The 24,863-nt window shown below is 52.9% G+C and carries 23 protein-coding genes; 7 read left to right on the top strand and 16 right to left on the bottom strand.

The window, feature by feature from the left end:
- Positions 1-20 precede the first annotated feature (20 nt).
- Complete coding sequence (locus tag IEY39_RS07115) at positions 21-941, bottom strand: hypothetical protein (RefSeq protein WP_188929889.1); 921 nt, start codon at positions 939-941, stop codon at positions 21-23.
- A 50-nt stretch (positions 942-991) separates the two neighbouring features.
- Positions 992-1,738: a DUF5020 family protein gene (locus tag IEY39_RS07110; protein WP_188929887.1), complete on the bottom strand. Its 747-nt coding sequence runs from the start codon at positions 1,736-1,738 to the stop codon at positions 992-994.
- 105 nt (positions 1,739-1,843) lie between these two features.
- On the opposite strand from IEY39_RS07110, the gene IEY39_RS07105 reads away from it, so the two are divergent.
- Positions 1,844-3,049: a hypothetical protein gene (locus tag IEY39_RS07105; RefSeq protein WP_188929885.1), complete on the top strand. Its 1,206-nt coding sequence runs from the start codon at positions 1,844-1,846 to the stop codon at positions 3,047-3,049.
- A gap of 18 nt (positions 3,050-3,067) precedes the next feature.
- On the opposite strand, the gene IEY39_RS07100 is transcribed toward IEY39_RS07105, so the two are convergent.
- Entirely contained in the window at positions 3,068-3,265 is a 198-nt protein-coding gene (locus tag IEY39_RS07100) for a hypothetical protein (RefSeq protein ID WP_188929883.1), read from the bottom strand.
- A gap of 62 nt (positions 3,266-3,327) precedes the next feature.
- Positions 3,328-4,731, bottom strand: a complete 1,404-nt coding sequence (lpdA, locus tag IEY39_RS07095) for a dihydrolipoyl dehydrogenase (RefSeq protein WP_188929881.1) — start codon at positions 4,729-4,731, stop codon at positions 3,328-3,330.
- Positions 4,732-4,826: 95 nt separating this feature from the next.
- On the opposite strand from lpdA, the gene bshB1 reads away from it, so the two are divergent.
- From bshB1 to IEY39_RS07075, 4 genes are all read left to right on the top strand, one after another.
- A complete protein-coding gene (gene bshB1, locus IEY39_RS07090) occupies positions 4,827-5,564 on the top strand; it encodes a bacillithiol biosynthesis deacetylase BshB1 (protein ID WP_188929879.1) in 738 nt (245 codons plus the stop codon).
- A 98-nt stretch (positions 5,565-5,662) separates the two neighbouring features.
- On the top strand, positions 5,663-6,730 hold the full coding sequence (locus tag IEY39_RS07085) for a fatty acid desaturase family protein (protein ID WP_188929877.1): 1,068 nt from the start codon (positions 5,663-5,665) through the stop codon (positions 6,728-6,730).
- 84 nt (positions 6,731-6,814) lie between these two features.
- The gene (locus IEY39_RS07080; protein WP_188929875.1) at positions 6,815-7,690 is read left to right on the top strand and encodes a carbon-nitrogen hydrolase; all 876 of its coding nucleotides are present in this window, start codon (positions 6,815-6,817) and stop codon (positions 7,688-7,690) included.
- Positions 7,691-7,731: 41 nt separating this feature from the next.
- Entirely contained in the window at positions 7,732-8,769 is a 1,038-nt protein-coding gene (locus IEY39_RS07075) for an agmatine deiminase family protein (RefSeq protein WP_188929873.1), read from the top strand.
- 1 nt (position 8,770) lies between these two features.
- On the opposite strand, the gene IEY39_RS07070 is transcribed toward IEY39_RS07075, so the two are convergent.
- The 4 genes from IEY39_RS07070 to IEY39_RS07055 are packed head-to-tail and all read right to left on the bottom strand — an operon-like array spanning position 8,771 to position 10,587.
- Positions 8,771-9,202, bottom strand: coding sequence for a type II toxin-antitoxin system VapC family toxin (locus IEY39_RS07070; protein ID WP_188929871.1), 432 nt, complete (start codon positions 9,200-9,202; stop codon positions 8,771-8,773).
- Positions 9,199-9,432, bottom strand: a complete 234-nt coding sequence (locus IEY39_RS07065; RefSeq protein WP_188929869.1) for a DUF6364 family protein — start codon at positions 9,430-9,432, stop codon at positions 9,199-9,201. Before IEY39_RS07065 ends, IEY39_RS07070 begins: the two co-directional genes overlap by 4 nt.
- A gap of 49 nt (positions 9,433-9,481) precedes the next feature.
- Complete coding sequence (locus tag IEY39_RS07060; RefSeq protein ID WP_229688803.1) at positions 9,482-9,751, bottom strand: hypothetical protein; 270 nt, start codon at positions 9,749-9,751, stop codon at positions 9,482-9,484.
- Positions 9,751-10,587: a universal stress protein gene (locus tag IEY39_RS07055; protein ID WP_188929867.1), complete on the bottom strand. Its 837-nt coding sequence runs from the start codon at positions 10,585-10,587 to the stop codon at positions 9,751-9,753. Before IEY39_RS07055 ends, IEY39_RS07060 begins: the two co-directional genes overlap by 1 nt.
- Positions 10,588-10,757: 170 nt before the next feature.
- On the opposite strand from IEY39_RS07055, the gene smc reads away from it, so the two are divergent.
- Positions 10,758-14,279, top strand: coding sequence for a chromosome segregation protein SMC (gene smc / locus IEY39_RS07050; protein ID WP_188929865.1), 3,522 nt, complete (start codon positions 10,758-10,760; stop codon positions 14,277-14,279).
- Here smc and IEY39_RS07045 read toward each other — a convergent pair.
- Positions 14,276-15,316 carry a YCF48-related protein gene (locus IEY39_RS07045; protein WP_188929863.1) on the bottom strand — a complete coding sequence of 347 codons (1,041 nt, stop codon included), beginning with the start codon at positions 15,314-15,316 and terminating at the stop codon, positions 14,276-14,278. The two genes, smc and IEY39_RS07045, sit on opposite strands and share 4 nt — an antisense overlap.
- 155 nt (positions 15,317-15,471) lie before the next feature.
- Between IEY39_RS07045 and IEY39_RS07040 the strand changes: the two genes are divergently transcribed.
- The gene (locus IEY39_RS07040; RefSeq protein WP_188929861.1) at positions 15,472-16,200 is read left to right on the top strand and encodes a DUF3575 domain-containing protein; all 729 of its coding nucleotides are present in this window, start codon (positions 15,472-15,474) and stop codon (positions 16,198-16,200) included.
- Positions 16,201-16,208: 8 nt separating this feature from the next.
- On the opposite strand, the gene IEY39_RS07035 is transcribed toward IEY39_RS07040, so the two are convergent.
- From IEY39_RS07035 to IEY39_RS07005, 7 genes are all read right to left on the bottom strand, one after another.
- Positions 16,209-16,967, bottom strand: a complete 759-nt coding sequence (locus tag IEY39_RS07035; RefSeq protein WP_188929859.1) for a LytR/AlgR family response regulator transcription factor — start codon at positions 16,965-16,967, stop codon at positions 16,209-16,211.
- Entirely contained in the window at positions 16,957-18,690 is a 1,734-nt protein-coding gene (locus IEY39_RS07030; RefSeq protein WP_188929857.1) for a sensor histidine kinase, read from the bottom strand. Before IEY39_RS07030 ends, IEY39_RS07035 begins: the two co-directional genes overlap by 11 nt.
- 63 nt (positions 18,691-18,753) lie before the next feature.
- The gene (locus IEY39_RS07025) at positions 18,754-19,818 is read right to left on the bottom strand and encodes a class I fructose-bisphosphate aldolase (protein WP_188929855.1); all 1,065 of its coding nucleotides are present in this window, start codon (positions 19,816-19,818) and stop codon (positions 18,754-18,756) included.
- 123 nt (positions 19,819-19,941) lie between these two features.
- Positions 19,942-21,009, bottom strand: coding sequence for a class II fructose-bisphosphate aldolase (gene fbaA, locus IEY39_RS07020; protein WP_188929853.1), 1,068 nt, complete (start codon positions 21,007-21,009; stop codon positions 19,942-19,944).
- Positions 21,010-21,088: 79 nt separating this feature from the next.
- Positions 21,089-22,192 (bottom strand): hypothetical protein, encoded by a 1,104-nt coding sequence (locus IEY39_RS07015; protein ID WP_188929851.1) that lies wholly within the window; start codon positions 22,190-22,192, stop codon positions 21,089-21,091.
- 6 nt (positions 22,193-22,198) lie between these two features.
- Complete coding sequence (locus IEY39_RS07010) at positions 22,199-22,963, bottom strand: helical backbone metal receptor (protein ID WP_188929849.1); 765 nt, start codon at positions 22,961-22,963, stop codon at positions 22,199-22,201.
- Between the two features lie 505 nt (positions 22,964-23,468).
- Positions 23,469-24,830, bottom strand: a complete 1,362-nt coding sequence (locus tag IEY39_RS07005; protein WP_188929847.1) for a pyridoxal-phosphate dependent enzyme — start codon at positions 24,828-24,830, stop codon at positions 23,469-23,471.
- Between the last annotated feature and the right edge of the window lie 33 nt (positions 24,831-24,863).

Here is a 24,863-nt window from a genome sequence, read left to right as displayed (position 1 = left end):
TTTGACCGTGGTGCAATTTATCAGAAGAAATTTATGGCGGCGTGCCAACCTATCCAACCAATGGTGCGGCCTGAAAAGGTGAAGGTGGAATAACCATTCGGGAGGGGGTTATAGAGATGACTATGGAGGAAATAGTCGCGCCGGGGTGTATAGATGGCAAGGGAAGGACCTGCCGAGAAGGAGATTAGCTTTCCGGTCTTCCAATGCAAATCGGTATTGAGTCTGTACAGGGAGGGGCCGTTACCGAAATGGCTGAGATCGACGGGGGAGACATTGATAGACTCTGCTTCGGCGGCGAGGGCCAGCTGTTGCGTCAAGGGGAACTGGTGACCGAGACCGAAACCAAAATAATAGCAGGTGTGGTCATTGTACGGGTTAACGCCGGCAAGAGCGATGGTATAGAGCTTTCGGTTGCCCGACCGGAAAGCCAGATTCAGCGGCGACCATTCATCTGCGTATAGGGATATCTGGTGGAAGCCGCCGTGCCGGACGATATTGATGAGGCCAATGCTGATGCCTTCCGAAGTGTCGGCAATGTTGATCACCCCGAGTTGAATGCCTTTCTTCAGGTGACGGGTGTAGTTGATTACGCCGGCGATCTGTGCGCCTTCGACGGCGGAGGCTTTGTTGAAGACGCCGGCGAATTGTGTACCTGTTACGGAATCCCTGACCAGGTTGAAGACGCCTGCCGCCTGACAACCTTTTACCTTTTGCTTATCGATGTTGAAAACGCCACCTAGTTCGAGGCCGTTGAGTCCGCCGGAGCAGCCACCAATGACGTTTATCGAGCAGTTGTTGATGATCTGCGCGTTCTGCGGGCCATTGGAACTTAAGCCGGGAACGAGGGAGAGTTGGACAGGGCGATGGGTCTGTGCTTGTGCATAGCTGCTGCCTGCCAGGATGCTGGTGGATAGCAGGATGCGGATGAGTTGCTGCTTCATGATGAGGTTTGTTTATTGTACGACAACTGAAGCGGCATTTACCCCTATGGCTACAGCCTGGCTTTTAGCGCCAGCGTCGGATAGACCTGCAAGCCGTTGGCCGGGAGATTGACATGATAGTACATGTTGATCTTCGACCCGAGCGCCAGGTGACGGGACAGGTTATACCAGATCTGCGGCTCGGCAAAGAAGAAGAACCGTTTGCCTTTCTGGCCCGACGTGGCGGCATCGCCGTGATCCTTATTTTCGGTCCAGATAGAAAAGTCGCCAGGGATCTCTACTTTATAATTGAACAGCGCCGTCCACCAGTAGAGGGTATACTGGAAATCGTTCGATGGCCGGGCATAGGGCACATATTTATAATACAGGATGCTGCTGAACAGGGTCTTTCGCCACCATAAATGTGTTTCGATGCCGGCGAAATAATTATTGGGAATATAATAGCTATACTGTTTGGGTTCGGTGATGCCACCACCGCCGCTGTACTGGAGGTTGATGAAGACCTTCGGTTTCCAGCAGCGGAAGGACTGGGATGCCTGGATGAAGAATTTTCCGATGTTGTTGTTCTCGCCGAGCAGATCAGCCTCGGTCTTCAGAAAGAAGGAGCCGGGCTTGATGAAGGCGCGGCCGGTGTCCAGGAGTTTGAAATATTCGAAATAAAGGGTGGGGTAGTTGCGCGGATTTTGGGCTGGGTCGATGGTATGCCGGAGATCGTAGTGCAACTGCAGATTCTGTGCCGACAGAAGGGTGGGCAGCAGGAAGATGTTAAGGATGAGGATGGTTGCGAAAAGTTTCATATGTGAAATGTTTGGAGCCGGAAGATCGGCCGAAGCCGCTGGGAAGGGCGGAATCCGCGTGGAATTCTGGCGGAATTGAATAAATTGTGGTCCTATCCAGTGATTATGAATGACGTAGATGTCGGCGCCTTCAGGGCGTTATTCAACGAAGCCTGCCTGAAATGTTTTGGCCATCGGGTGGAAGCACCGCTGACCGAAACGGAGAGCCGTCTTTTGTACACCAGGATTTTTGAAGAGACGGGCCTGATAGTCGGCGCCAAGAGCATCAAGAACTATTCGATCTTTGTTTTTTCACCGGTTGAGGGCAAGGAAGAGAATCCGTCGGTGGCTACCCTGGATACGCTTTCGCGTTATGTGCTGGGGGCGCCGTATACGACGGAGCCGGAGCGGAAGAAGGCCGCGGGGCATTATCCTTACTGGTACCGGTGGCGGGAGGAATGGATGCGGGAAAAGATGGCGCCGCCGGAGGCACCCGGAAACGGGGGTATCGAACGGAAGCAAGGGCGCAGCCGACTATGGTGGAAGGGAGCGGTGTTTGTCCTGTTGGCGCTTGTGATCGGCGGGCTTACGCTTGTTTTTCGACAGGGGGCGTTGCCCGGGGAATTCCGGGATGATTTTACCGCGCTTAGTGAAGATTCGATGGCTGCCAGGGGCTGGATGGTGGTGTCGAAGGATACGGCCTACTGGAAGAGAAGGGCGGAGCAGCCGGGCTGTCTGACCTTGTATACGCTGAAGGGTGACAACTGGCCTGATCCGGCCCAGCAGCCGGTGATCCATAATCTCGTGATGCGGCGGATACCCTGTGATTGTTTCACGCTTGAATTGCATTTTGCCGCCTTTATTCCGCGGCAGAACTGGCAGCAGGCAGGTATCCTCTTATCGGAGGACACAGGGCTTTCCGGCAGGAGTATGCGGATATCGATATTGTACAACGACTTTAACGGGGTATATCCGAGAAGCGGGTTTATTATCCTGCAGGCGATTACTTCGCTGGGGGCGGGATCCGGGAAGCCGGAAGAGATAGCGCATCTCCCGCTTTTCAGCACCGATACCCTGCGGACAAACCCGCTGTTGTATAAGGACCTGCAGCATACCGCGCTGCGGATTGAAAAGCAGGGAGACCGGTTCAGGATATTGTATGCCGATGGCATCCTGGAGAATTCGTCGTTTAAAGAGGTGGCCAGTCATTCCTTTCCCATGGAACCCCGGTATGCAGGGCTTTTTGCCATAAAAGGGTTTGTGGACAGTGCGGCAGAGATGCCGGCACGGATCAGCTTTTTCAGCCTGGATTGTGGGGGTTGCGGGAAGTGATGAGGTGAGTGAGGACGATTATTTGAAATAGGAAAGCGGGATGGTGCGCCACAGATCGTGGGAAAGGTGGCCGATGAGGAGTTCGTAGATGAGATAGATGGGCCAGAAGATGTAGTGGATAATCAACAGGATAATCGAGTGGTTGTAGTGCCAGCTGATCATCAGGGAGTAGATACCCAGGATGCCGTAGATGATGCTCTTGTCTCTGGTTTCCATATAACTAATATAGGCAAAAAAGGGGCCATGGCGGCCCCTTTTTGTCATATTTAAGAGTTTGTTTACAGGTGGATGGCTTCGCCGTAGGCTGCTTCGACAGCATCCTTGACCGCTTCGCTGATGGTTGGGTGCGGGTGGATAGCGTCGAGGACTTCGTGATAGGTGGTCTCCAACTTGCGGCCGAGGACAGTTTCCGCGATGATCTCGGTGACGTTGTAGCCGATCATGTGGGTGCCGAGCCATTCGCCGTATTTGGCGTCGAAGATGACTTTTACGAAGCCTTCGGTATGCCCGACGCCGGTGGCCTTACCGGAGGCGCTGAGCGGGAATTTCCCGACTTTCACCTCGTAGCCAGCGTCGCGGGCTTGTTTTTCGGTGAGGCCGGCGGAAGCAATTTCCGGAGTGCAGTAGGTACAGCCGGGAACATTGTTATAATCCAGGGCTTCCGGCTGGTGGTTGTATTTCTTTTCGTTGTAAGCGATATTCTCTACGCAGATGATGGCTTCCTTCGTGGACACGTGAGCCAGTGACTGGCCGGGGACGCAGTCACCTAAAGAATAGATGCCGGGGACATTGGTCTGGTAGAACTTGTCGACGACGATCTTGCCTTTATCGGTCTTGACACCGAGGGTTTCGAGGCCGATGTTCTCGATATTGGCGGCGATGCCTACCGCACTGAGGACGATGTCGGCTTCCAGGGTAATTTCCCCATTAGGGGTTTTTACCTTGGCCTTTACGCCATTACCGCTTGTATCGACACTAGTGACTTCGCTGCTGGTGAGCACTTCGATGCCATATTTTTTATAGATCTTTTCCAGTTCTTTGGAGATCTCTTCATCTTCCAGGGGAACGATGCGGGGCAGGAATTCTACGACGGTGACCTTTGTTCCCATGCTGTAGTAGAAATAGGCGAATTCCACGCCGATGGCGCCGCTGCCAACTACGATGATGCTATTTGGTTTTTGCGGCAGCGTCATTGCTTCGCGGTAGCCGATGACCTTTGTGCCGTCCTGCTTGAGATTGGGCAGTTCGCGGCTGCGGGCGCCGGTGGCGACGATGATGTGTTTGCCTTCAACCAGCTGGGTCTTGCCGTCGGCGCCGGTGACTTCTATCTGGCCTTTGGCCTTCAACTTTCCATAACCCATAATGACGTCGATCTTGTTCTTCCTCATCAGGAACTGCACGCCCTTGCTCATCTTATCGGCAACTCCGCGGCTGCGTTTGATGACGGCAGGGAAATCGGGTGTTCCGCTGGCTTCGATGCCAAATTCCTTTGCATGGAGGATGTCCTGGTAGACCTGTGCACTTTTCAGCAGTGCTTTTGTTGGAATACATCCCCAGTTGAGGCAAACGCCGCCAAGGTTTTCCTTTTCAATAATTGCAACTTTAAAGCCTAACTGTGAAGCCCGGATGGCAGCGGGATATCCGCCGGTACCGCTTCCGAGAACGACTACATCGTATGCCATGTCTGATGCTTTGTTTTTTTAGTTAAAATTTCAAAATGCGACCTGCGAAGCTACTGCACAAAGGGGATATAGCCAAATGACGTACTTTTGCGGCCATGAAACTGGATATACTCGCTATTGCCGTGCATCCCGATGACGTCGAGCTGGGGTGTGCGGGGACACTGCTGATGGAAAAGCGCAATGGTAAAAAGATCGGGGTAGTTGATCTTACCCGTGGCGAACTGGGTACGAGGGGGACTCCCGAACTGCGGGCGGAAGAAGCGGTGAGCGCCGCGGCCATTCTTGGGCTGGATATCCGGGAGAATCTCGGGATGGCGGATGGTTTTTTCAGGAATGACGAACAGCATCAACGGCTGCTGATCCGGGCGATTCGCAAATTCCGGCCGGAGATAGTGCTTGGCAATTCACTGGAAGACAGGCATCCCGACCATGGTCGGGCCGGTCATTTGATCAGCGACGCCTGTTTTCTCAGCGGATTGCGAAAGGTCGAGACCCTAGATGACGTGGGCCGGCCCCAGCAGCACTGGCGGCCAAAGTATGTTTTCCACTATATCCAGGACAGGTATGCCGCGCCCAGCTTTGTATACGATATAACTCCGGTTTTTGAGACGAAACTGGCTTCTATCCGGGCGTATTCCTCGCAATTCTTTTCTACGGAATACAAACAGAATGAGCCACAGACCTATATTTCCTCGCCGGAATTCCTGAATGCTGTTATCGGCCGGCACCAGATGTACGGCAAGATGATCGGCGTTGCTTATGCAGAAGGGTTTATCACCGAAAAAATGATCGGAGTGCGGGATTTCGATCATTTTGTGCAGATGGATACCTGAACCGTTTTTTTTACGTTTATAATATTATCGTCGCTTTAACAAAGAATCCCCTATGAAGGCGCGATCTTTGCAAAATTATACAATAAATACCGCTTAGCATGTCACTGCCAAAATTTGCACCTGCCGCCCAGTCCTTTCACACCGAGCTGAAGAAGCGGATCACCAGCTATTTTGAAGAGGTGGGAAAGTCTCAGACGGGGAATTACAATCTGTTCCTGAAGGCGGTGATCCTGATGGTAGGATTTGTATTCATCTATATTCACCTGGTCTTTTTCACCCCCGCGGCTATTTGGGCCATTCTGGAGAGTGTGCTCCTGGGATGTCTGGTGGCGGCGATCGGGTTCAATGTGATGCATGACGGGGCGCATGGCAGTTTTTCCAAATACCGGTGGGTGAATAGCCTGGCCGCGTTCTCTTTGAATATATTGGGGGGCAACAGCTTTATGTGGAACATGAAGCACAACGTGGTGCATCATGCTTATACCAATGTGGCGGGGATCGACGACGACATCGATATCCAGCCCTGGATGCGGATGACCCAGGAGCAGAAGAGATATCGTCTTCACCGGTATCAGCACCTCTACTTCTGGATGTTGTATTGCGTCCTTTATATTTTCTGGATATTCGTGCTGGACTATCAAAAATATTTCAAGAGCAAGGTGGGGGCGATGCCGCTGAAGAAAATGAGCCTGGCCGACCACTTCGTCTTCTGGGGCTTCAAGCTGTTCCATGGCTTCCTGTTTGTCTTTCTGCCGATCTACATGGTGGGCTGGTACGACTGGATGATCAGCTTTATAATCTTCACCATGGTAGCCGGTTTTGTGCTGAGCATGGTCTTTCAATTAGCTCATACCGTCGAGCAAACTGCTTTCCCTGTCGCCGATGCCGAGACTGGCAAAATGGAAGATGAATGGGCTATCCACCAGATAAAGACGACGGCGAATTTCGCGACCAATAACCCGGTGGTATCCTGGCTCGTCGGCGGTCTGAATTTCCAGATAGAGCATCATCTTTTCCCCAAGATCTCGCATGTCCACTACCCGGCGATCAGTAAGATCATCCGGCAGGCCTGCAAGGAATATGGCCTGGTTTATATCGAGTATCCCCGTGTGCGGTACGCCGTCGCTTCTCATGTTGCCTTTTTGCGGCACATGGGGAAGAAATAGGCACAAATGGGGCGGAAATGGGACTGCGTTGCGGTAGAATTAGTATAGTCAAATCCCGCTGAATAATGTAATTTTGCGGCCGCTATGAGTAAGGTTAAAATCGGTCTCGTGCAGATGAGCTGTACGAGCGACAAGGCGGCCAACCTGCAGAGGGCCATGGACAGGATAAGAGAAGCTGCGGCCAAGGGTGCGCAGATCGTCTGTCTCCAGGAACTGTTTACCTCCCTGTATTTCTGTGACGTGGAGGATTACGAAAATTTTAAATTAGCCGAGCCCATACCCGGGCCTTCTACCGATGCCCTTGGCCGGCTGGCGGGGGAACTCGGGGTCGTCATCGTCGCCTCTCTTTTCGAGAAGCGGGCGCAGGGGATCTATCACAATACGACGGCGGTGCTGGATGCCGATGGCAGCTACCTGGGTAAATACCGGAAGATGCATATCCCCGACGATCCGGCGTATTACGAAAAATTCTATTTTACCCCTGGTGACCTGGGCTACAAAATATTCAAGACCAGATTCGCCACTATCGGGGTGCTGATCTGCTGGGATCAGTGGTATCCCGAGGCGGCGCGGATCACGGCGTTGATGGGGGCGGAGATACTTTTCTATCCTACGGCCATCGGTTGGGCGACCAGCCAGGACGAAGCGACCAATGTCGAGCAATACAATGCCTGGCAGACGATCCAGCGGAGCCATGCGGTCGCCAATGGCGTCCACGTGGTCAGCGTCAACCGGGTTGGGTTCGAACAGGATGGCGCGATGAAATTCTGGGGTGGGTCGTTTGTTGCCAATCCCTTTGGCAGCCTGCTGTATAAGGCATCGCACGACCAGGAAGAGACGACGGTGGTGGAGGTGGATACGGAGGCGACGGATCGTTACCGTACACACTGGCCTTTTATGCGCGACCGGCGCATCGATTCGTACGAACCGATAACGAAAAGGTACCTTGACGAGGGGTAGGGCGTGAGGGATCGCACTATCGACGAAGACTATCTTGATATATGACACCAAAGCAAGCAGGCTATTATTTCCCCGCAGAATTCCACAGACACCGCGCTACCTGGCTCAGCTGGCCTCATAAGGAGGCTTCCTGGCCCGGCAAGATAGCGGCGATCTATCCCTTTTATTCCCGATTTGTAAAAGAGCTGGCAAAGGGAGAGGAAGTATGTATCAATGTGACGGATGAAGCCATGAAGGCATCCGCCATCCAACATTTACAGGCGGCGGGCGCCGACCTGGAGATGGTGCATTTCTTTCTCCACCCGACCAATGATGCCTGGTGCCGGGATCATGGGCCGGCTTTTCTTGTCAACCCTGCGGCGGCGGAAAAGAAAGTGATCGTAGACTGGAATTATAATGCCTGGGGTAACAAGTATCCGCCATTCGACCTCGACGATGTTATCCCTACGCTTGTCGGAAAGGCGCTGAACCTGCCGGTGTATCATCCGGGAATAATCATGGAAGGTGGGTCGGTAGACTTCAATGGCAGGGGTACGTTGATCACTTCCACCTGTTGTTTGCTGAATGTTAACCGTAACCCGGGGCTGAGTCAAGGCGAAATAGAGGGATATCTGCGGGATTATTATGGCGTCGAACAGATTCTTTGGGTGAAGGAGGGAATCGTCGGGGATGATACGGATGGACATATCGACGACACGGTGCGGTTTATCGATGAGGACACTGTCGTGACGGTGGTAGAAGAGAATAAGCAGGATGAGAATTATGATTTGCTGCAGGAGAATTTACGCGATCTTTCGAAGATGCGATTGTTGAACGGGAAGCAGCTGAATATCGTCGAGCTGCCGATGCCGGATGCTGTTGTGTATGAAGATCAGCGGCTGCCGGCATCGTATGCCAATTTTTATATTGCCAATGAGTCGGTGATCGTGCCGACGTACCGGTGCGACCGGGATGAGAAGGCGTTGCAGCTATTACAGGAGTGTTTCCCGGCACGGCGGGTGATCGGGATCGATTCTACCGAGATCATCTGGGGGCTGGGGAGTTTTCATTGTTTGAGCCAGCAGGAGCCGGCGGTGTAGGTTAACGCGGTAAAAGGTTGTTGTATTTGTTGACAAAGTCGGCCGGATGGACTACGGGTATTTTTGAATCGAAATAATCCTTGATGTCTTTTGTCAGAATTACGCGGGCTTTGGCATGCAGGGCGCATTGATGCTGCAGGCCGTCTTCCAGGTCGGTAAAATGCGTGGAGAAGAGGGCAGGGATGAAAGAGGGTTGGATCGGTGTGATCTCGAATTCCGAGAAGGTGTATTGCATTTGCTTTTTATGCCAGTCTTTGTTTTTGGCGAATTTGCCCAGGATAAAATTGGTAATAATGAAGGTAATAGGTGATACGACAGGTTTCCCGAAATGCTTCCGAATGATGCTTAGACAATCAACCGCCGTGGAATGGTCCTTTGAGGAAGCGTCCAAAAAATCTATGACGATATTGGCATCGAGAAAAATTTTTTTCATTTGATGATGCCTTTGAACAGCGCGGCCAATACGTCTTTTTTGCCTGTATTGTAAGACCCAGCTGTCTTTTCCAGCCATTCGTCTTTTTCGGGTGTTTTTGCTGCTTCCCGCTGTATGGAGGACAAAAGATCATCGATGAATTTCGAGATGCTTTTGTTCTGCTGGCGTGCGTGCCGTTTGATGAATTTTTTATGTTCGGCAGAGATGAGGATGGTGAGTTTTTCCTGCATATGGTCGAATTTCGTATAAATATACAAAATTATACGAAATGTGGGGATTTTAGGGGCGGATGGCGATGAAGAAGAGTTCGGTGCCGGCGCGGGGTTTTATGGAGTTGTAGCAGGGGGCCAGGGTTTTTAGGGTAAAGCGTTTTTCCAACAAATTTTTGTATTCGGTTTTGTGGCCGCCAAAGGGGGCCGCCGGTGATGAGGATGGAGATGTTCTTGTCGGGGAGTTGTTGAAAGTAGTTTTGCAAAGGTGGGGAGACACTGCCCATATCCCAGGTGGTGTCTCCCTCACGCCAGCGTTGGTCCCAATATATTGTTTCATCAGACATTGATCGCTGCGATGGGCACGTGGCTGTGAAAAGCCAGTTTTGTCGTATTCGTTGTCTTGAACACATTCGAGAGGAAAGAGTGTTTCCGCGGGAAGGTGAGGATGAGATCGATCTGGTTGTCGGCAACGAACTGGTTGGTTGCTTCTACAAAGTCGAAGAGCCGGATAAAGAAGAATTCCGGTTTGTATTCCTCCAATTTGGTTTCCAGCTTGGCCCGTTCGGTCTTGTACTCCTCGGTGACCTGTACGTAGTGTTCATGGTCGACGTTGACAACGTACAACTTGGGGTGGAAGAGATTGAGCACCTCTTTTACGGAATCGATCGGGATGGTATTCTCGACGTCCTTGAAGTCTGTCAACAGCATGACATTTTTAGCGGAGGTGGAATGTGTATGTTCGGGAACGATGATGACGGGGGCGATGGCTCGTTTGACGATGTTGAGCGCATTGCTGCCCATAAAGACCTGGACCAGACGGGTGGACCCGGTGAGACCCATGATGATCAGTTGGATGTGATTCCATTTTACATATTTCTCGAGGGCGTCGAGGAAGTGATTGTCCTCTTCGGCCACACAGGAGATTCGGGCATTGGTAATAGCAGAAAGCTCGGTTCGAACGCTTTCAAGCGCGAGTTCCACTATGGCTTTCCGGCTGGCGTCCTCCTCCGCATCGGTGCCGAGCGGGCTGCTGTCGGAACCGTATTCCAGGGCATCAAAAACATTATAAAGGATGAGATGGGCGTCCGGCACGAGAGTTGAAATATGGGCAGCATAGCGGGCGGCATTCTTCGATGTTTCTGAAAAATCGATGGGAACTATAAAATTATTCATTATATGGGAGTTTGGGCGGCCAATATAAATATTATTCACGAGTTTTCAACAGGTGAATATCGCGTGGATCGAATTTCCCCCGGATTTAGCTATTTTACTGTAGGTTTGTCGACTGGCGAAAATGTGCGGACGCATGGAATCCGCCCAGAAAAAATTTAAAACTCTGTACTGTGCGATTAAAGAGCCTCGAAATAAAAGGATTCAAAAGTTTTGCTGATAAGACCCATATCAGCTTTGACGAGGGCATTACGGGCATCATTGGCCCGAATGGCTGTGGGAAGAGCAATATCATCGATAGCATCCGGTGGGTGATAGGAGAGCAGAAGATCAGTCATTTGCGATCGGAGAACCTGGAGAGCCTGGTATTCAACGGGAGCAGGACACGTAGCGCCTCCGGGCTTGCCGAGGTGAGCCTGACGTTTGAAAATACCAAGAACCTCCTGCCGACGGAGTTCAGTACGGTGACTGTTACCCGAAAGTTCTATAAGAGCGGGGAGAGTGAATACCGCCTGAACGATGTCACCTGCCGGCTGAAGGATATCCAGAACCTGTTTATGGATACCGGGGTCAGCACGGACAGCTATGCGATCATCGAGCTTGGGATGGTGGATGATATTATCAAGGACAAGGATAACAGCCGCCGGCGGATGCTGGAGCAGGCTGCGGGGGTCACTATCTACAAGACCCGGAAGAAGGAAGCCCGGCAGAAGCTGGATGCTACCGAACAGGATCTGGCCCGGATCGAGGACCTGCTGTTCGAAATCAATAACCAGCTGAAAAGCCTCGAGAACCAGGCGAAGAAGGCGGAGAAGTATTATGAGATAAAGAAGGAATACCGGGAGCTGAGCATCGAGTTGGCGAAGGCGGCTCTCGAAGGGTTTAACCTTACCTACCGGGAGCTGAACGAGCAGTCTGATACGGAAACGGATCGGAAGATCAGGCTCGAAACGGTGATCGCGCAGGAAGAAGCGGCGCTCGAGCAGGAGAAGGTGGGTTTTATCGAGAAGGAACGGGCGCTGCAATCCATGCAGCATACCTTCAACGACTTGCTCCAGACCTTGCGGACGAAGGAAAATGAAAAGAACCTTGCTTCGCAGCGGTTGAATTTCTTGAAAGAGAAGGAAACCAGCCTGCAAGCCTTTCTGGATAAGGGTGAGGGGCAGCTGAAGGGGCTTGACGAGAGCATTGTCTTTACCCGCCAGCAGGTGGGGGAAGAGGAAAATAAATTATCCGGTCTGCAGGAACAACTGGAGTCCCTGAAGGAGTCCGTCGATGAAACTCGCAAGGTATTTGATGAGAGACGAGTGTCGGTTGACGCCCTGCGCCGGGAAAATGCCCAGATACAACGGGATCAATTCGAGGCGGAGAAGAAAGTAGCCGTAGCGGATACCTCGATCCAGAACCTCCAACGCAGTATCCGGCAACTGGAAGATGAGCGGATGGTGCGCGACAGCCAGCTCAAACAGCTGGAAGAAGAGCGGGTGATCAAAGAACAGGAGCTCGAGTCGAAACAGGCGAGTCTCCGGCAATTGCAGGACCACCACGAACGGACAAAAGAGAATATCCTCCAGGCCCAGGGACAGCTGGAAGTGCTGCGCCAGCGGCTGGCCGATGAGAGCCGGACCCTCGACGCCAAGAAGAACGAGCACGATCTGCTGAAGAGCCTGATCGACTCCATGGAAGGCTACCCGGAGAGTATCAAATTCCTGCACAAGAATCCTTCCTGGAAACAGGATGCGCCCATCCTTTCCGATATTATTTATGTAAAGGAAGAGTTCAGGGCGGCGGTGGAAAATGTCCTGGAGCCCTATCTCAACTATTATGTGGTGAACGACCTGCAGGAAGGCATGCAGGCGGTGCATCTACTGGACGATAACAAAAAAGGCAAGGCGAACTTTTTCCTGCTGGATAAGATCAGCGGGCTTTCGGGTGGCGACGAGCATTCCTACGAAGGGATGATCCCGGCGATGAATGTGATCGAGGTTGAAGAGCGTTATCGGCGCCTGGCCGAGCATCTGTTGGGGAATGTCTATATAGCCGAGAACGAGGAAGCGCTGGCTAATAGTAATGGCGCCGTTGTCCTGGAGAAGAGCGGGAAATATGTAAAAGGCAAATACTCCCTCACCGGTGGCAGTGTCGGATTGTTCGAAGGTAAGAAGATCGGCCGGGCGAAGAACCTGGAAAAGCTGCAAGATGAAGTGCGCCGGCTGCAGGCTGTTGTAGATGGTCTTAAGTCGGATATCCAGGAGAAGCATAATGAGGTGATCAGCTATAACGAGCAGTTGAAGGAGCAGGCGATCCGCCAGACGCAGGATGATATCAACCGATTGACAAATTTTGTGTTCTCGCTGCAGAATAAGATCGAGAATTTGCATTCGCAGCAACATTCCTCGCAGGACAGGCTGGAAGAGGTGCAACTGAACCTGGAAGAGACCATTGCCGGTATCGAGGACACGCGCAACGACTGGGCCGAGCTGGTAAGGGTTGTCGCGGAATTGAAAGAAAAGGCCCAGATTGCGGAGAGCGACTACCATTCGGCGGAATTGGATTACAACAACGCCTCGGCCGGGTATAACGAATTCAACCTGCAGGTGACTCGTCAGCATAGCCGGATCAACGCATTGAAGCAGGAGCTGGATTTCAAGAGCAAGCAACTGACCGACCTGCATAGCCAGATAGAGCTCAATGCTTCCCAGCTGAAACAAACGCTGGAAAGTATTGCCGAGAGTGAGGAGTTGTTGGGTGGATCGGAGGGGGCGTTACTCGAGTTGTTGCGGCGGAAGGAGGAGGAGGAGCGGGTGTTGAACGAAGCCGATCAGGCGTATTATAATCTGAGAAATGAGTTGGGCGAGAAAGAGAGTGAGCTGCGGCATAAGAATAAAGAGCGGGAGCAGCTGGAGCACCTGCTTGGCAGCATCAAGGACCGGCTGAATGAGCTGAAGCTGCAATTAGCCGGGATGAAGGAGCGGTTGAATGTGGAATTCCGCATCAACCTGGACGATATTATCGATCAACCCCGGAAGGGTGAAGTGCCGGTGGAGGAATTGCAGGAGAAGGCCGACAAGATGAAGAAGCGGCTGGAGAACCTCGGCGAGGTGAACCCTACTGCGATCGAGGCCTTCCAGGAGATGAAGAAGCGCTATGAATTCATCCTGGAGCAGAAGAACGACCTGGTAAGTGCCAAGGACAGCCTGTTGCAGACGATCCAGGAAGTGGAGGCGACGGCCAACCAGCAATTCCTGGATACGTTCAATCGCGTTCGGGAGAATTTCCAGCGGGTGTTCAAGTCGCTTTTTACCGAAGAAGATACGGCGGACATGGTCCTGGAGAACCCGGAGAATCTGGCGGAAACGGGTATCGACATCGTCGCCAAGCCCAAGGGGAAACGGCCCTCGTCCATCAGCCAGCTGAGTGGTGGGGAGAAGACGTTGACGGCAACGGCGCTGCTGTTCTCGATCTACCTGATCAAGCCGGCGCCTTTCTGTATCCTGGATGAGGTGGATGCGCCGCTGGATGACGCCAATGTCGGGAAGTTTACCAATATGATCCGGCAATTCAGCGAGAACTCGCAGTTTATCATCGTTACGCACAATAAGATGACGATGAGCACGGTGGATGTGATCTATGGGGTGACCATGCAGGAGCCGGGGGTTAGTAAATTAGTCCCTGTGGATTTCAGGGGGTTGAATTAAAGAGTGAGTTTTGCGATGCGGCCGTTGCTGCCGGCGAAGAAGACGGCGTGGCCCTTTTTGGCCACCCGGCAAACGTGGTAGCCAGTGTTGGTGACGAGTGTCCAATGCATGCCGTCGTCGGTGGAGAGGTCTACGCCGGATGTTCCGCAGCAGATGACGTTTTGCCCGCCGATGAATTCTACACAACTACGATAGCCATGGGGCGGGGTGGCGGGGCGGATCCAGGTGTTGCCGCCGTCATTGGTGAGGAAGCAATTCTTTTCCTGCAACGTATCGTTTGCAAAGTCGCCGCCTACGACGATGAGGTGTTTGCCGCCTTTCCCGTTTCTTTTATTATGATCTTTTACGGCGATGGAGTTGGCGCCGGTGGTCGCCGTGCCCTGGAGGATGGGCAGGTCGATGACCTTATCACGGATGAAGAGCCGGGAGTGGGGGCCGCCGCTGACAAAGGCAGCTGCGTCGCGTTCGAGATTGCGGACGTTGGTGCCGCTGCTGGCAAAACAGCCTTCGCCGGAGTCGGCCTTGGGCAGTTCGAGATAGGGGATGTCATGCCAGGTGTCGCCGCCGTCGAAACTACGGGCCACGAAGAAGCGGCCGTTGATGGGATCGCCGACCACGATGCCGCTGTCCGGGTTCCAGAATTCCATGGCATCGAGGAACATGCCTTTTGTGGTGTTCTCATAGACCAGTTTCCAAGTCTTGCCGCCGTCCGTCGTTTTGAGGATGTCGGCGGGTTCGGCGATGGCCATGATGATCGCCGTGTTTTGGTCGAAAGCTTCGATGTCGCGGAAATCACGTTTTTCATAGCCCGGGACGGTGATCCAGGACCAGGTGTTACCGCCATCGGTGGAGCGGCCTACAGTGCCGTTGCTTCCGCTGACCCAGATGATCTTGTTGGTGACGACGCTGAGGCCTCTGAGGGAGGTGTGGGCGCCGCTGGTGAGCTGTTGGATGTGGGGCGCCGCCGGGGAATGTTGGGCGACAGCATGGAGCGAAAGTATAGCGAAAATGCAACACAATAGTGGGAAGATCTTCATACCGGAAATATAGTACAATATTGGTTTTCCTGAGCCGAAAGGACGGACCGGAAACTGGAGGTGTTCGATTAGGGGCTAAAGTGGATAAAAGTTTTTAGCAGCGAGGTGAATTATTTTTATATTTGTAATAATTTAACCCCTAATTACTTAAACATATGAAACAACTGCTATTCTTTTGTTTCCTCCTGTCCGTCTGTCTGGCGGGCCGGGCGCAGGAGGACAAGTTGAATGACCTGAAGCTCAACGTTACTTCCCTTGCTATCAACAATTATCATCTCACCTACGAACGGGCCCTCACCCACCACGTGGCCCTTGGCCTGGGCGTGCGGTATATGCCCAAGGGCAGCCTGCCCTTTGAGAAACAGTTCAAGAAATCGGTGAAGTCCGACAAGGTGAATTTCGATGAATTCCAGTTGGGCAATTTCGCGGTGACGCCAGAGTGCAGGTTCTATATGGGCAAAGGGTCTATGCACGGCTTTTATATTTCCGTGTATGGCCGTTATGCCAGCTTCGATGTCACAGCGCCGATAGAGTATACTACCAACAGCGGCACGACCGAGACGGTGCTGTTCGATGGGAAGGTCAATTCTTACAGCGGCGGGGTCATGTTCGGGATGCAATACACGTTGTGGAAGGTGGTGGTGCTGGACATCATGTTGATCGGCGGCCACTATGGAAGCTGCAGCGGAACCATCAATGCGAACAATATCAACCCGCCCCTGTCGGCGCAGGATCAGCAGTCTCTCCAGAATAATATCAATACCATCAATGCGAAACCGTTCAATATCACCGGTCAGGTGATCTCCTCCACACAAGCCGTGATCAAGGCTTCGGGGCCATGGGGAGGTATCCGGTCGGGTATCAATCTCGGTGTGAGGTTTTGATGCCGCGTTCAGCGCCAGCCGAATTGCTGGAGGAAGGCGTCGCGGTATTGCCGCCCTACGGGGAGGACCTCCTTATCGACCGTTACTTCCTGCTCATTAAAGGAATGGATAGCGTCAAGATGGATAATATAGGAGCGATGGATGCGAACGAGTTTGTCACAAGCGATCTTATCCAGGAATTGCTGGAGAGACATACGTAGCAGGTACTTTTTTTCGCGGGTGACGATGTGGATATAGTTGTTCTCCGCTGCCAGATACAAGATAGAAGACAAGGGAATTTTTACGAACCGGTAGTTGACCTTGGCGAACAGGTGATCGTTCCATTGAAACAGGGTGTCGCGATCGGGGCCGGGTAGGGGTTCCGGGGGGCGCGACTGGTCTTTGACGGCGGCGAAGTTGTGCAGGGCCAATTCAACAGCGATTTGAACATTGGTGACGGTATACGGCTTGGACAGGAAAGCCGCGGGGTGGGTTTCTTTCACGCGCTGTACAGTGGTTGCATCAGTGAAGGCCGTCAGATAGATGACTGGAACGGCCTTGATCTTCAGCAGTTGCAGCGCCGTGACCACCCCATCTTTTTCGCCTTTCAGGTGAATGTCCATCAGGACAATGTCGACTTCCTTTTCTGTAAAGAGCTGCACCGCCGAAGGTGCATCTTCGGCTATTCCCGTGATGGCATAGCCGTAATGCTCGAGTCCGGTGGACAAGTCGAGGGCGATGATGGGTTCGTCCTCCACGATCAATATTTTTACTTGTTCATCCTGCATAAGTATTGTCTTTGGGAATGGCGAAGGCGAAGATCGAGCCGTTGTGATAGGTGAGGTTCTGCGTGGCCTTCAACTGCCGGCAGAGGGTCTCTACCAGAGTACGGCCAAAGGAAGCGCCCGGTTGCTCCCATCGCTTCATATCCCATCCCCGGCCATTGTCTTTAACGGTGAAGAGCAGATGTTCGCCATCTTCCGCAAGTCCGATATATAGGGCTGGTCGCTGGCCATCCTTGAAGGCATATTTGAGCGCATTGGTTGTGATCTCGTTAGCGATGAGGCCTAAGGGTAATGCCTTATCTATATCAAGCCATTGCCGGGCGATCTCCACCTGGAGGTCGAGGGTCTGTTCGGTATACCCGTAGGCCATCACGAGTGAGCGGGTGAGGTCTTGCAGGTATTCCTGCATATTTACCATCCGGGCCTGGTCGGTAGAGTAGAGTCGCTGGTGGATAAAGCTCATGGCCTGTACCCGCTGTTGGCTGAGGCGAATGGCTTCCAATGCCTCGTCGTCCTTTAGCCGGTAGCTTTGCAGACTGAGCAGGCTGCTGATGATCTGCAGGTTATTCTTCACCCGGTGATGTAGCTCCTTCATCATGACCTCCAATTGGCCCGCCTGGGTGCTGATGAGCCGTTTTTGCCGTTGCCCCCGCTTGAATAGTACAAAGAGGCCGACGAAGAAGAGCACCACCACCGCGAGCCCCGTTAGAAGAAGGGCGATCCTTTTCTGTTGCCGGGAGTTGCGACCGTTGAGATCGGCAATGAGGGCCTGTTTCTTTTCCGTTTCATATTTTGTCTGGGCGTCCGAGATCTGTTTGGTGGCGGCGAGCGAGGCCATCGAATCCCGCATGTTGTCGAATATGAAATAATACTTAAAGGCCGAGTCGGCTTTGCCGAAGTGATCGTAGCTGTTATACAACTGGCAGTAGGCATTGATCAGCCGGTTGGCCGTCCCGATCTGGCGTGCCATGTCGAGCGTTTTGTAGGCATATTCGAGGGACTTTTTTTTGTCACCCATTTTCTGATATACGGCCGAGATGTTGCCATAGTCGTGAGATAAATCGTCGAGAGAGTGCTCAGCCATGGCGATGCGGACAGCCATATCAAGGTAATGGAGGGCTGCAGGATAATCCTTTTTACCTTCTGAATACACCTGGCTGATATTATTGTACAGGGGCGCGGTAACCCCTTTGCCTTTGCCGGAGGGGCTGATCGTGGCGAGGGCCTTGTTATAGCAGGCCATTGCAGAATCGTACCAGTAGGGCTGGTCCAGGTTGATCAGCGCCATCGACCGGTAGATGACACCCCACGTATTGTTGCTGGCAACCATTCCCGCGGTGTCCGCGGCGGCGACGCACAGGTCGAGGCTTGTGCGGGCGTAATTCAGTCCCTGGCGAATATAATCGGGATTACTATTCTGTTCGCCCATGAACTGATATAACTGGGCAAGATTGCGGTCGGTCGATGCTTCCTTGATCCTGTTGCCGGTCTGGCGGAAGATTTGGAGCGCCTGTAGGCCTTTTTCCAGTGAGGCCATGTAATCGCCCTGTTCCCGGAGATCACGGCACGCCCGCAAAAGGTGCATGCCTATGCTGTCCGGCGGCAGTTTGGAGGTGTCGGGGATACCGGGTTGAGTCGTATCCCCGCCAGGTGAAGCGAATACAGCGCTGCCGGTGAGGCAGGCAAATAGAAGGAAAGGCAGGAGAAGGCGGTAGGGGTGGTGCATATGCTAATATAACAAAAGCCCCCGGCTAATACCAGGGGCTGTATAAAATAAAACGCTCATGTTCTATGCAATGGTGATGTCCTTGTCGAGGTAGACGTCCTGGATGGAGTTGATCATTTCCACACCCTCGTTCAAGGGCCGTTGGAAGGCTTTGCGTCCAAGGATGAGGCCCATGCCGCCGGCGCGTTTGTTGACGACGGCCGTGAAGACGGCATCCGCGAGATCGCTGGCGCCCTTGCTTTCGCCACCACTATTGATGAGGCCTACGCGCCCGTTGTAGCAGTTGATCACCTGATAGCGGGTGAGGTCGATGGGGTGGTTGTCGGGATGGGTGAGTTTGGAATAGACCAGCGGAGAGGTACGACCGTGATGGGTTGCCAGGTAGCCGCCGTTGTTGGTGGGTAATTTTTGTTTGATGATGTCGGCCCGGAGGGTAACGCCCAGGTGGTTGGCCTGGCCGGTGAGGTCAGCGGAGGTGTGGTAGTCTACGCCATCCACTTTGAACCCGGCATTGCGGGTATAGCACCAGAGGATAGTAGCCATGCCGAGGTCGTGCGCGATCTCGAAGGCTTCGGCGATCTCTTTGAGTTGCCGGTCGCTCTCGGCGCTGCCCCAGTATACGGTGGCCCCGATGGCGACGGCGCCCATATTCCAGGCGGTGCGGACCGTACCGAAGAGGGTCTGGTCATAACGGTTGGGCAGGCTGAGGAATTCATTGTGATTGATCTTTACGACGAATGGGATGCGGTGGGCATATTTGCGGCTCATGATGTCGAGGACGCCGAAGGTGGAGGCCACGGCGTTGCAACCTGCTTCAACAGCCAGCTTGACGATATTTTCCGGATCGAAGTAGATGGGGTTTGCTGCGAAGGAGGCGCCTGCGCTATGTTCGATGCCCTGGTCTACAGGGAAGATAGAGAGGTATCCCGTGTCTGCGAGCCGACCATGGCTGATGAGGGTCTGAATGCTTCTCAATACCTGGTTGCTGCGACCAGAATTTGTCCAGATCTCTTCCACGTGATGAGGGGAAGGGAAAGCGCTGAGTGTTGATTTGTCGATGACGGGCTTATGATCCAACAGGAACGATGCTTTGTCGCCGAGGAGGTCGAGAATTTTCTTGGAAGCCATGATTTACTGCTTTTGTGCCTGCAATTTAGGCCCCCGGCGGCAAAACAAAAAAAGTTCCTCCTTCCGGCCTTGGGACCGGATAGAGGAACCGTGAAAAGTACAAGTGGGCCGGCCGGAGAAGTTTTATGCGTTGCGGTTGACGCAGTTGAGGTCTTCGAAGGCTACTTCAAGGCGCTTGATGAAAGTGTCTTCACCTTTCCGGAGCCATACCCGGGGATCGTAGTATTTTTTATTGGGCTTATCGGGTCCTTCGGGGTTGCCGAGCTGCCCCTGGAGATAGCCTTCGTTCTTTTTATAGTAGTGTTGTACTCCTTCCCAGAAGGCCCATTGGAGATCGGTGTCGATGTTCATTTTGATCGCGCCGTAACCGATAGCTTCGCGGATCTGGTGCTGGGGGCTTCCGCTGCCGCCGTGGAAGACGAAATAGACGGGTTTGGGTGCGGTCTTGAGTTCTTTTTCGATGTAGTCCTGGCTGTTCTTGAGGATAACGGGCCGCAATTCCACATTCCCCGGGCTATAGACGCCATGAACGTTGCCAAAGGCTGCGGCGACGCTGAAAAGGCGGCCGACCTTGCTCAGTTCTTTGTAAGCGTATGCGACGTGCTGGGGCTGGGTATAGAGCTTTTCGTTCTCTACGCCGCTGTTGTCGACACCGTCTTCTTCGCCGCCGGTGACGCCGAGTTCGATCTCGATGGCCATGCCCAGGGGTTGCATCCGTTTGAAAAATTCAACGGAGGTGTGGATGTTCTCTTCGAGGGGTTCTTCGGAGAGATCGAGCATATGACTGCTGAAGAGGGGTTGTTTCTTTTCTTTATAGAACTGCTCGCCGGCGTCGATGAGACCGCTGATCCAGGGGAGCCATTTTTTGGCGGCGTGGTCGGTGTGGAGCACCACGGGAACACCGTAGTATTTTGCGACGTTGTGGATATGGAGGGCGCCGGAGATGCCGCCGGAGATGTTGCCCTGCAGCTTGTCATTGGGCATGCCTTTGCCGGCGATGAATTGCGCTCCGCCGTTGGAGAACTGGATGATCACGGGCGAATTGACCTTTGCTGCGGTCTCGAGGACGGCATTGATGGTGTTCGTGCCGATGGTGTTCACCGCGGGCAGGGCAAAATGATTTTCCTTTGCGTCCTTATACAGGGCTTCCAGCTCTTCGCCAAACAAGACTCCGGCTTTGTACTTACTCATACGTATTAGAAATTATTAGATATGCTGCTTTGCGGCGCGAATATACGGCAGGATAAGCTAATCTTCGAATTTGGTCGAATTAATCTTCGAATTTGCTGAGGTTTTTTTGGAGCAGGATGAGATTTTTCTGGAGCGTTTGCTTCAACTGTCGTTTGACCAATTGGCCGACAGAACGGCATTTCAGGAAGGAGGGATTGTTGAAGAATTCGGCCAGTTCGGTCTTTAATTGCAGCAATTTCTCCGGGCTTGACAGGGGTTTGTCCCGGCCCATGATGTTGAGCAGTTCCATCAACCGGAAGCGGGAGGAAGCCACGCGGAAGGCCATCATGGTCCGTTCTTCGGTTTGGTATTGCTGGATAGAATCCTGATTGAGATGGGTGAGGCAGAGGTCGACAAAGGCGCGATTTTCCTTGAAGAACTGTGGGATGTACAGGTTTTTCCGGCCTTCATAGGATTGCTGGTCGAAGTCGATGGCTCGAATCCGGTATTGATAATCCTCGATGTCGGGTGTGATGTCGACGACGAAGTTATAGGAGCGCATGTCGCCGAGCAGCCGGACAAAGCAACGTTCGTTGAATTTTACAAATTCTTTTGCGAGCCGGATCTTGTTGGTTTGCGAATCGCCGAGGAAGTTGCGGATAAAGACATCGCCGGGGATGCCGGGGATATGTTCTTCGACGAGGGTGTTCTGGTGGGTGAAATAGGTGATGCGGTTGGGCGAGAGCAGGTGTTCGAGTTCGAGGCCGTAGATGCGGGAGGCGTCGGCTTGTTTTATATAATAGTGATCGTAGTTGTCGTTGAACTTGTTGACGATGCGGATGCGAAAGGGGCAGGAATTCGCAAAGCTGCAGTAGTCGATGCGGGCGACGTCCAGGTGTTTGGTAAAGGTGAGGTCGCCTTCGGTTTTCAGGATGGCGTACATCTGGACGAGTCCTTCACGGATGAAATCCCAGTGGCGCATGTCATACAGGGCTGTTTCCCAGAGCGTGTCCTGCTGGTTTTTGTCCTTCAGGGGGACGGAGTAGGTGATGTGCTGGAGCAGATCGCGGTAGTGGACGGGGAGTTTGACTTCCCGGCCGTGTTGTTTCAGATAGCTGCGCAGGCCTTCGGTGACCGGGAAAATGGGTTTTTTCCGGCTGGGCTTGTTGGATTCGTCGCTTACGGGCAGGCCGCTGAATTGCATGGTGCGTCAAAGATCGGAAAAATACGCGGGTGCATCGAGAAGGCGGCTGCCATACCAGCTGAAAAATTCCCCATCGACGAGGCGGACGGCGGCTTCGGGGAGGACTTCCTTTATCTCGTCGATATGCCTTTCGCGGAAAGGATAGGGCTCGGAAGAGAGAAGGATGTGAACGGGTCCTGCGAGGCTGGATAGGTCGACGGTTGGATAGCGGTCGTGACCGGCAAAAATGTTGGTGAAGCCGCAGTAGTGCAGCATATCATTGATGAAGGTGTCACCGCCGGCCACCATCCAAGGGTTGCGCCAGATGAAGTAAGCGGCGGGGATAGGTTGGGTAGGGATGGGAAGCTGGTTGAAGCGGGTGGCGATGGTGGAGGCCAGGGCTGTTGCCATGGTGGTGGCTCCGGTGAGCTGGCCAAGGCTGCGGATCATGGCGAGGGCATCGGAGAGGTTTTTTACGTCGCTGACCCATACGGGATAACGGGCAGCCAGGGCCTCGATCTGAGGTTTTTCATTCTCTTCTTTGTTGGCGATGATAAGATCTGGCTTGAGAGCGTCGACACGGGCGGGATCGATGGCTTTTGTTCCCCCGACGCGGGGTTTTGTACGGAACCAGGACTCGGGGTGGACGCAGAATTTGGTGATGCCGACGACGGCTGCATCCAGTCCCAGGGTATATAGTAGTTCGGTTTGGGAGGGTACCAGGGAGATGATCCTGCGGGGTGTTTGCGGCAGAAAAAGGGTTCTGCCTAATTGATCGGTAAAAGACGGCATGCCGGAAGGTACGAAAAAATGGTGCGGAAGAGGGAGATTGCCGGTAAGACGGCGGCTGGAGTGGCCTTTTGAAGGGCGGGGCGGAGCCGGTCCTTCGGTGAAGGCCTCCTGCTAAATTTACGGTGCTCTAATCAGAATTTAGCAGGAGGGTACTACTTAATGAAAGCAGTGGTTTGTTCGTGGATAGGATTGGACTGCTTTACAGGTTGTTCTTCGGACGTTGGATTTTGAAAAAATACGTTTTAGTCTTTAAGGGCTATAATCGTTAGCGCCTCACGGCTTTCTTTTTGTTTCTGAGATCAACTTGGGTAGTCTCAAGAGTACGATCATAATCAACTTTCGTAACCAAAAATAATTTGTTAAAAGTGATTAACCAATAGAGGTTTTGCTTTATTTCGGTGTCGCAGAATTTACTAATGGTTTCGTAATCATGGCATAATACAATAGGGTTTACCCTATTATGTCATTAGTAAAACTACGTTCCCTTAGGTGGGTTATCCGTGTGTCAAGCCCCAAGCGCCTGTAGGATGTCGTACTTGGTGACGATGTGGTAGTCGCCGCTTTCGTCCTTGCCCAATACTGCGCCGTTCTCCCTGGTAATGAGTGTACTGAGTCGTTCCAGGGGGGTGTCGAAGGCGACGATGGGATAGGGTTTTTCCAGTACTTCGGCGATGGTTTTTCCCCTGATGTCGGCGCCGTTGTTCATGACGCGGGAGAAGAGGCCGCTTTCGCTGATTGCACCAATGGGTTCACCGTCCTTTATCACGGGCAGATTTTCGATATGGTATTTTACCATGAGCTGGAAGGCTTCTGCTACCGTATTTTCCGGTGTTGTGGTGATGAGTCGTTTGGCGCCCCGGCCTGCAATGATGTCTTTAAACGTCTTCACATCGAGGAAGCCCCTCTCCATCATCCATTGATCGTTATAGACTTTGCCAACATAGCGGCTTCCGTGGTCGTGGAGGATGACGACGACGAGATCGTCCTTTTTGAGCCGGTTTTTCAACTGCATCAATCCCTGAACGGCGGTACCTGCGCTGTAGCCGCAGAAAAGACCCTCTTCCCGGGCGATGCGGCGGGCCATGAGGGCAGCGTCCTTGTCGGTGACCTGTTCGAAGACGTCTACCACCCGCATATCGTAATTCTGCGGTACAAAGTCTTCGCCGATGCCTTCGGTGATATAGGGGTGTACTTCATTCATGTCGATCTGGCCGGTGCGGAAATATTTGGTAAGGAGGGAACCAAACGGGTCCATGGCCCAGACCTGAATGCCGGGATTTTTCTCTTTGAGGAAAATGGCGGTTCCTGTCACGGTGCCGCCAGTGCCGGTGGCGACGACGAGGTGAGTTACCTTACCATCCGTTTGTTCCCAGATCTCGGGGCCGGTGGTCTCGTAATGGGCGAGGCGGTTAGCCAGGTTGTCGTATTGATTTGCGTGGAAGGAGTTGGGAATTTCATGTGCCAGGCGGCGGGCAATGGAATAATAGGACCGCGGGTCTTCCGGTTCGACATTCGTCGGGCAGACGATGACCTCAGCGCCGAGGGCCTTGAGGATATCGATCTTTTCCTTGGATTGTTTATCGGTGGTGGTGAAGATGCATTTATAGCCTTTGACGACGGCGGCGAGTGCGAGTCCCATACCGGTGTTGCCGCTGGTGCATTCGATGATTGTGCCGCCGGGTTTTAGTTTTCCTTCCAGTTCGGCGACTTCGACCATTTTCAACGCCATGCGGTCTTTTATGGAGTTACCGGGGTTGAAGTATTCCACTTTTGCCAATACGGTGCAGGGGAGGTCTTTGGTCAGCTTGTTGAGGCGGATCAATGGAGTGTGGCCAATCGTTTCGAGAATATTGTTCTTGATATCCATACCTTGGGTAAATTCCCTGCGAAGGTAGTAATT

Source organism: Puia dinghuensis, assembly GCF_014642875.1.
In the GTDB taxonomy this organism is placed as follows: Bacteria; Bacteroidota; Bacteroidia; order Chitinophagales; family Chitinophagaceae; genus Puia; species Puia dinghuensis.
Note: the sequence above shows the minus strand (reverse complement) of the source record. Positions and strands in the feature narration are given on the sequence as shown.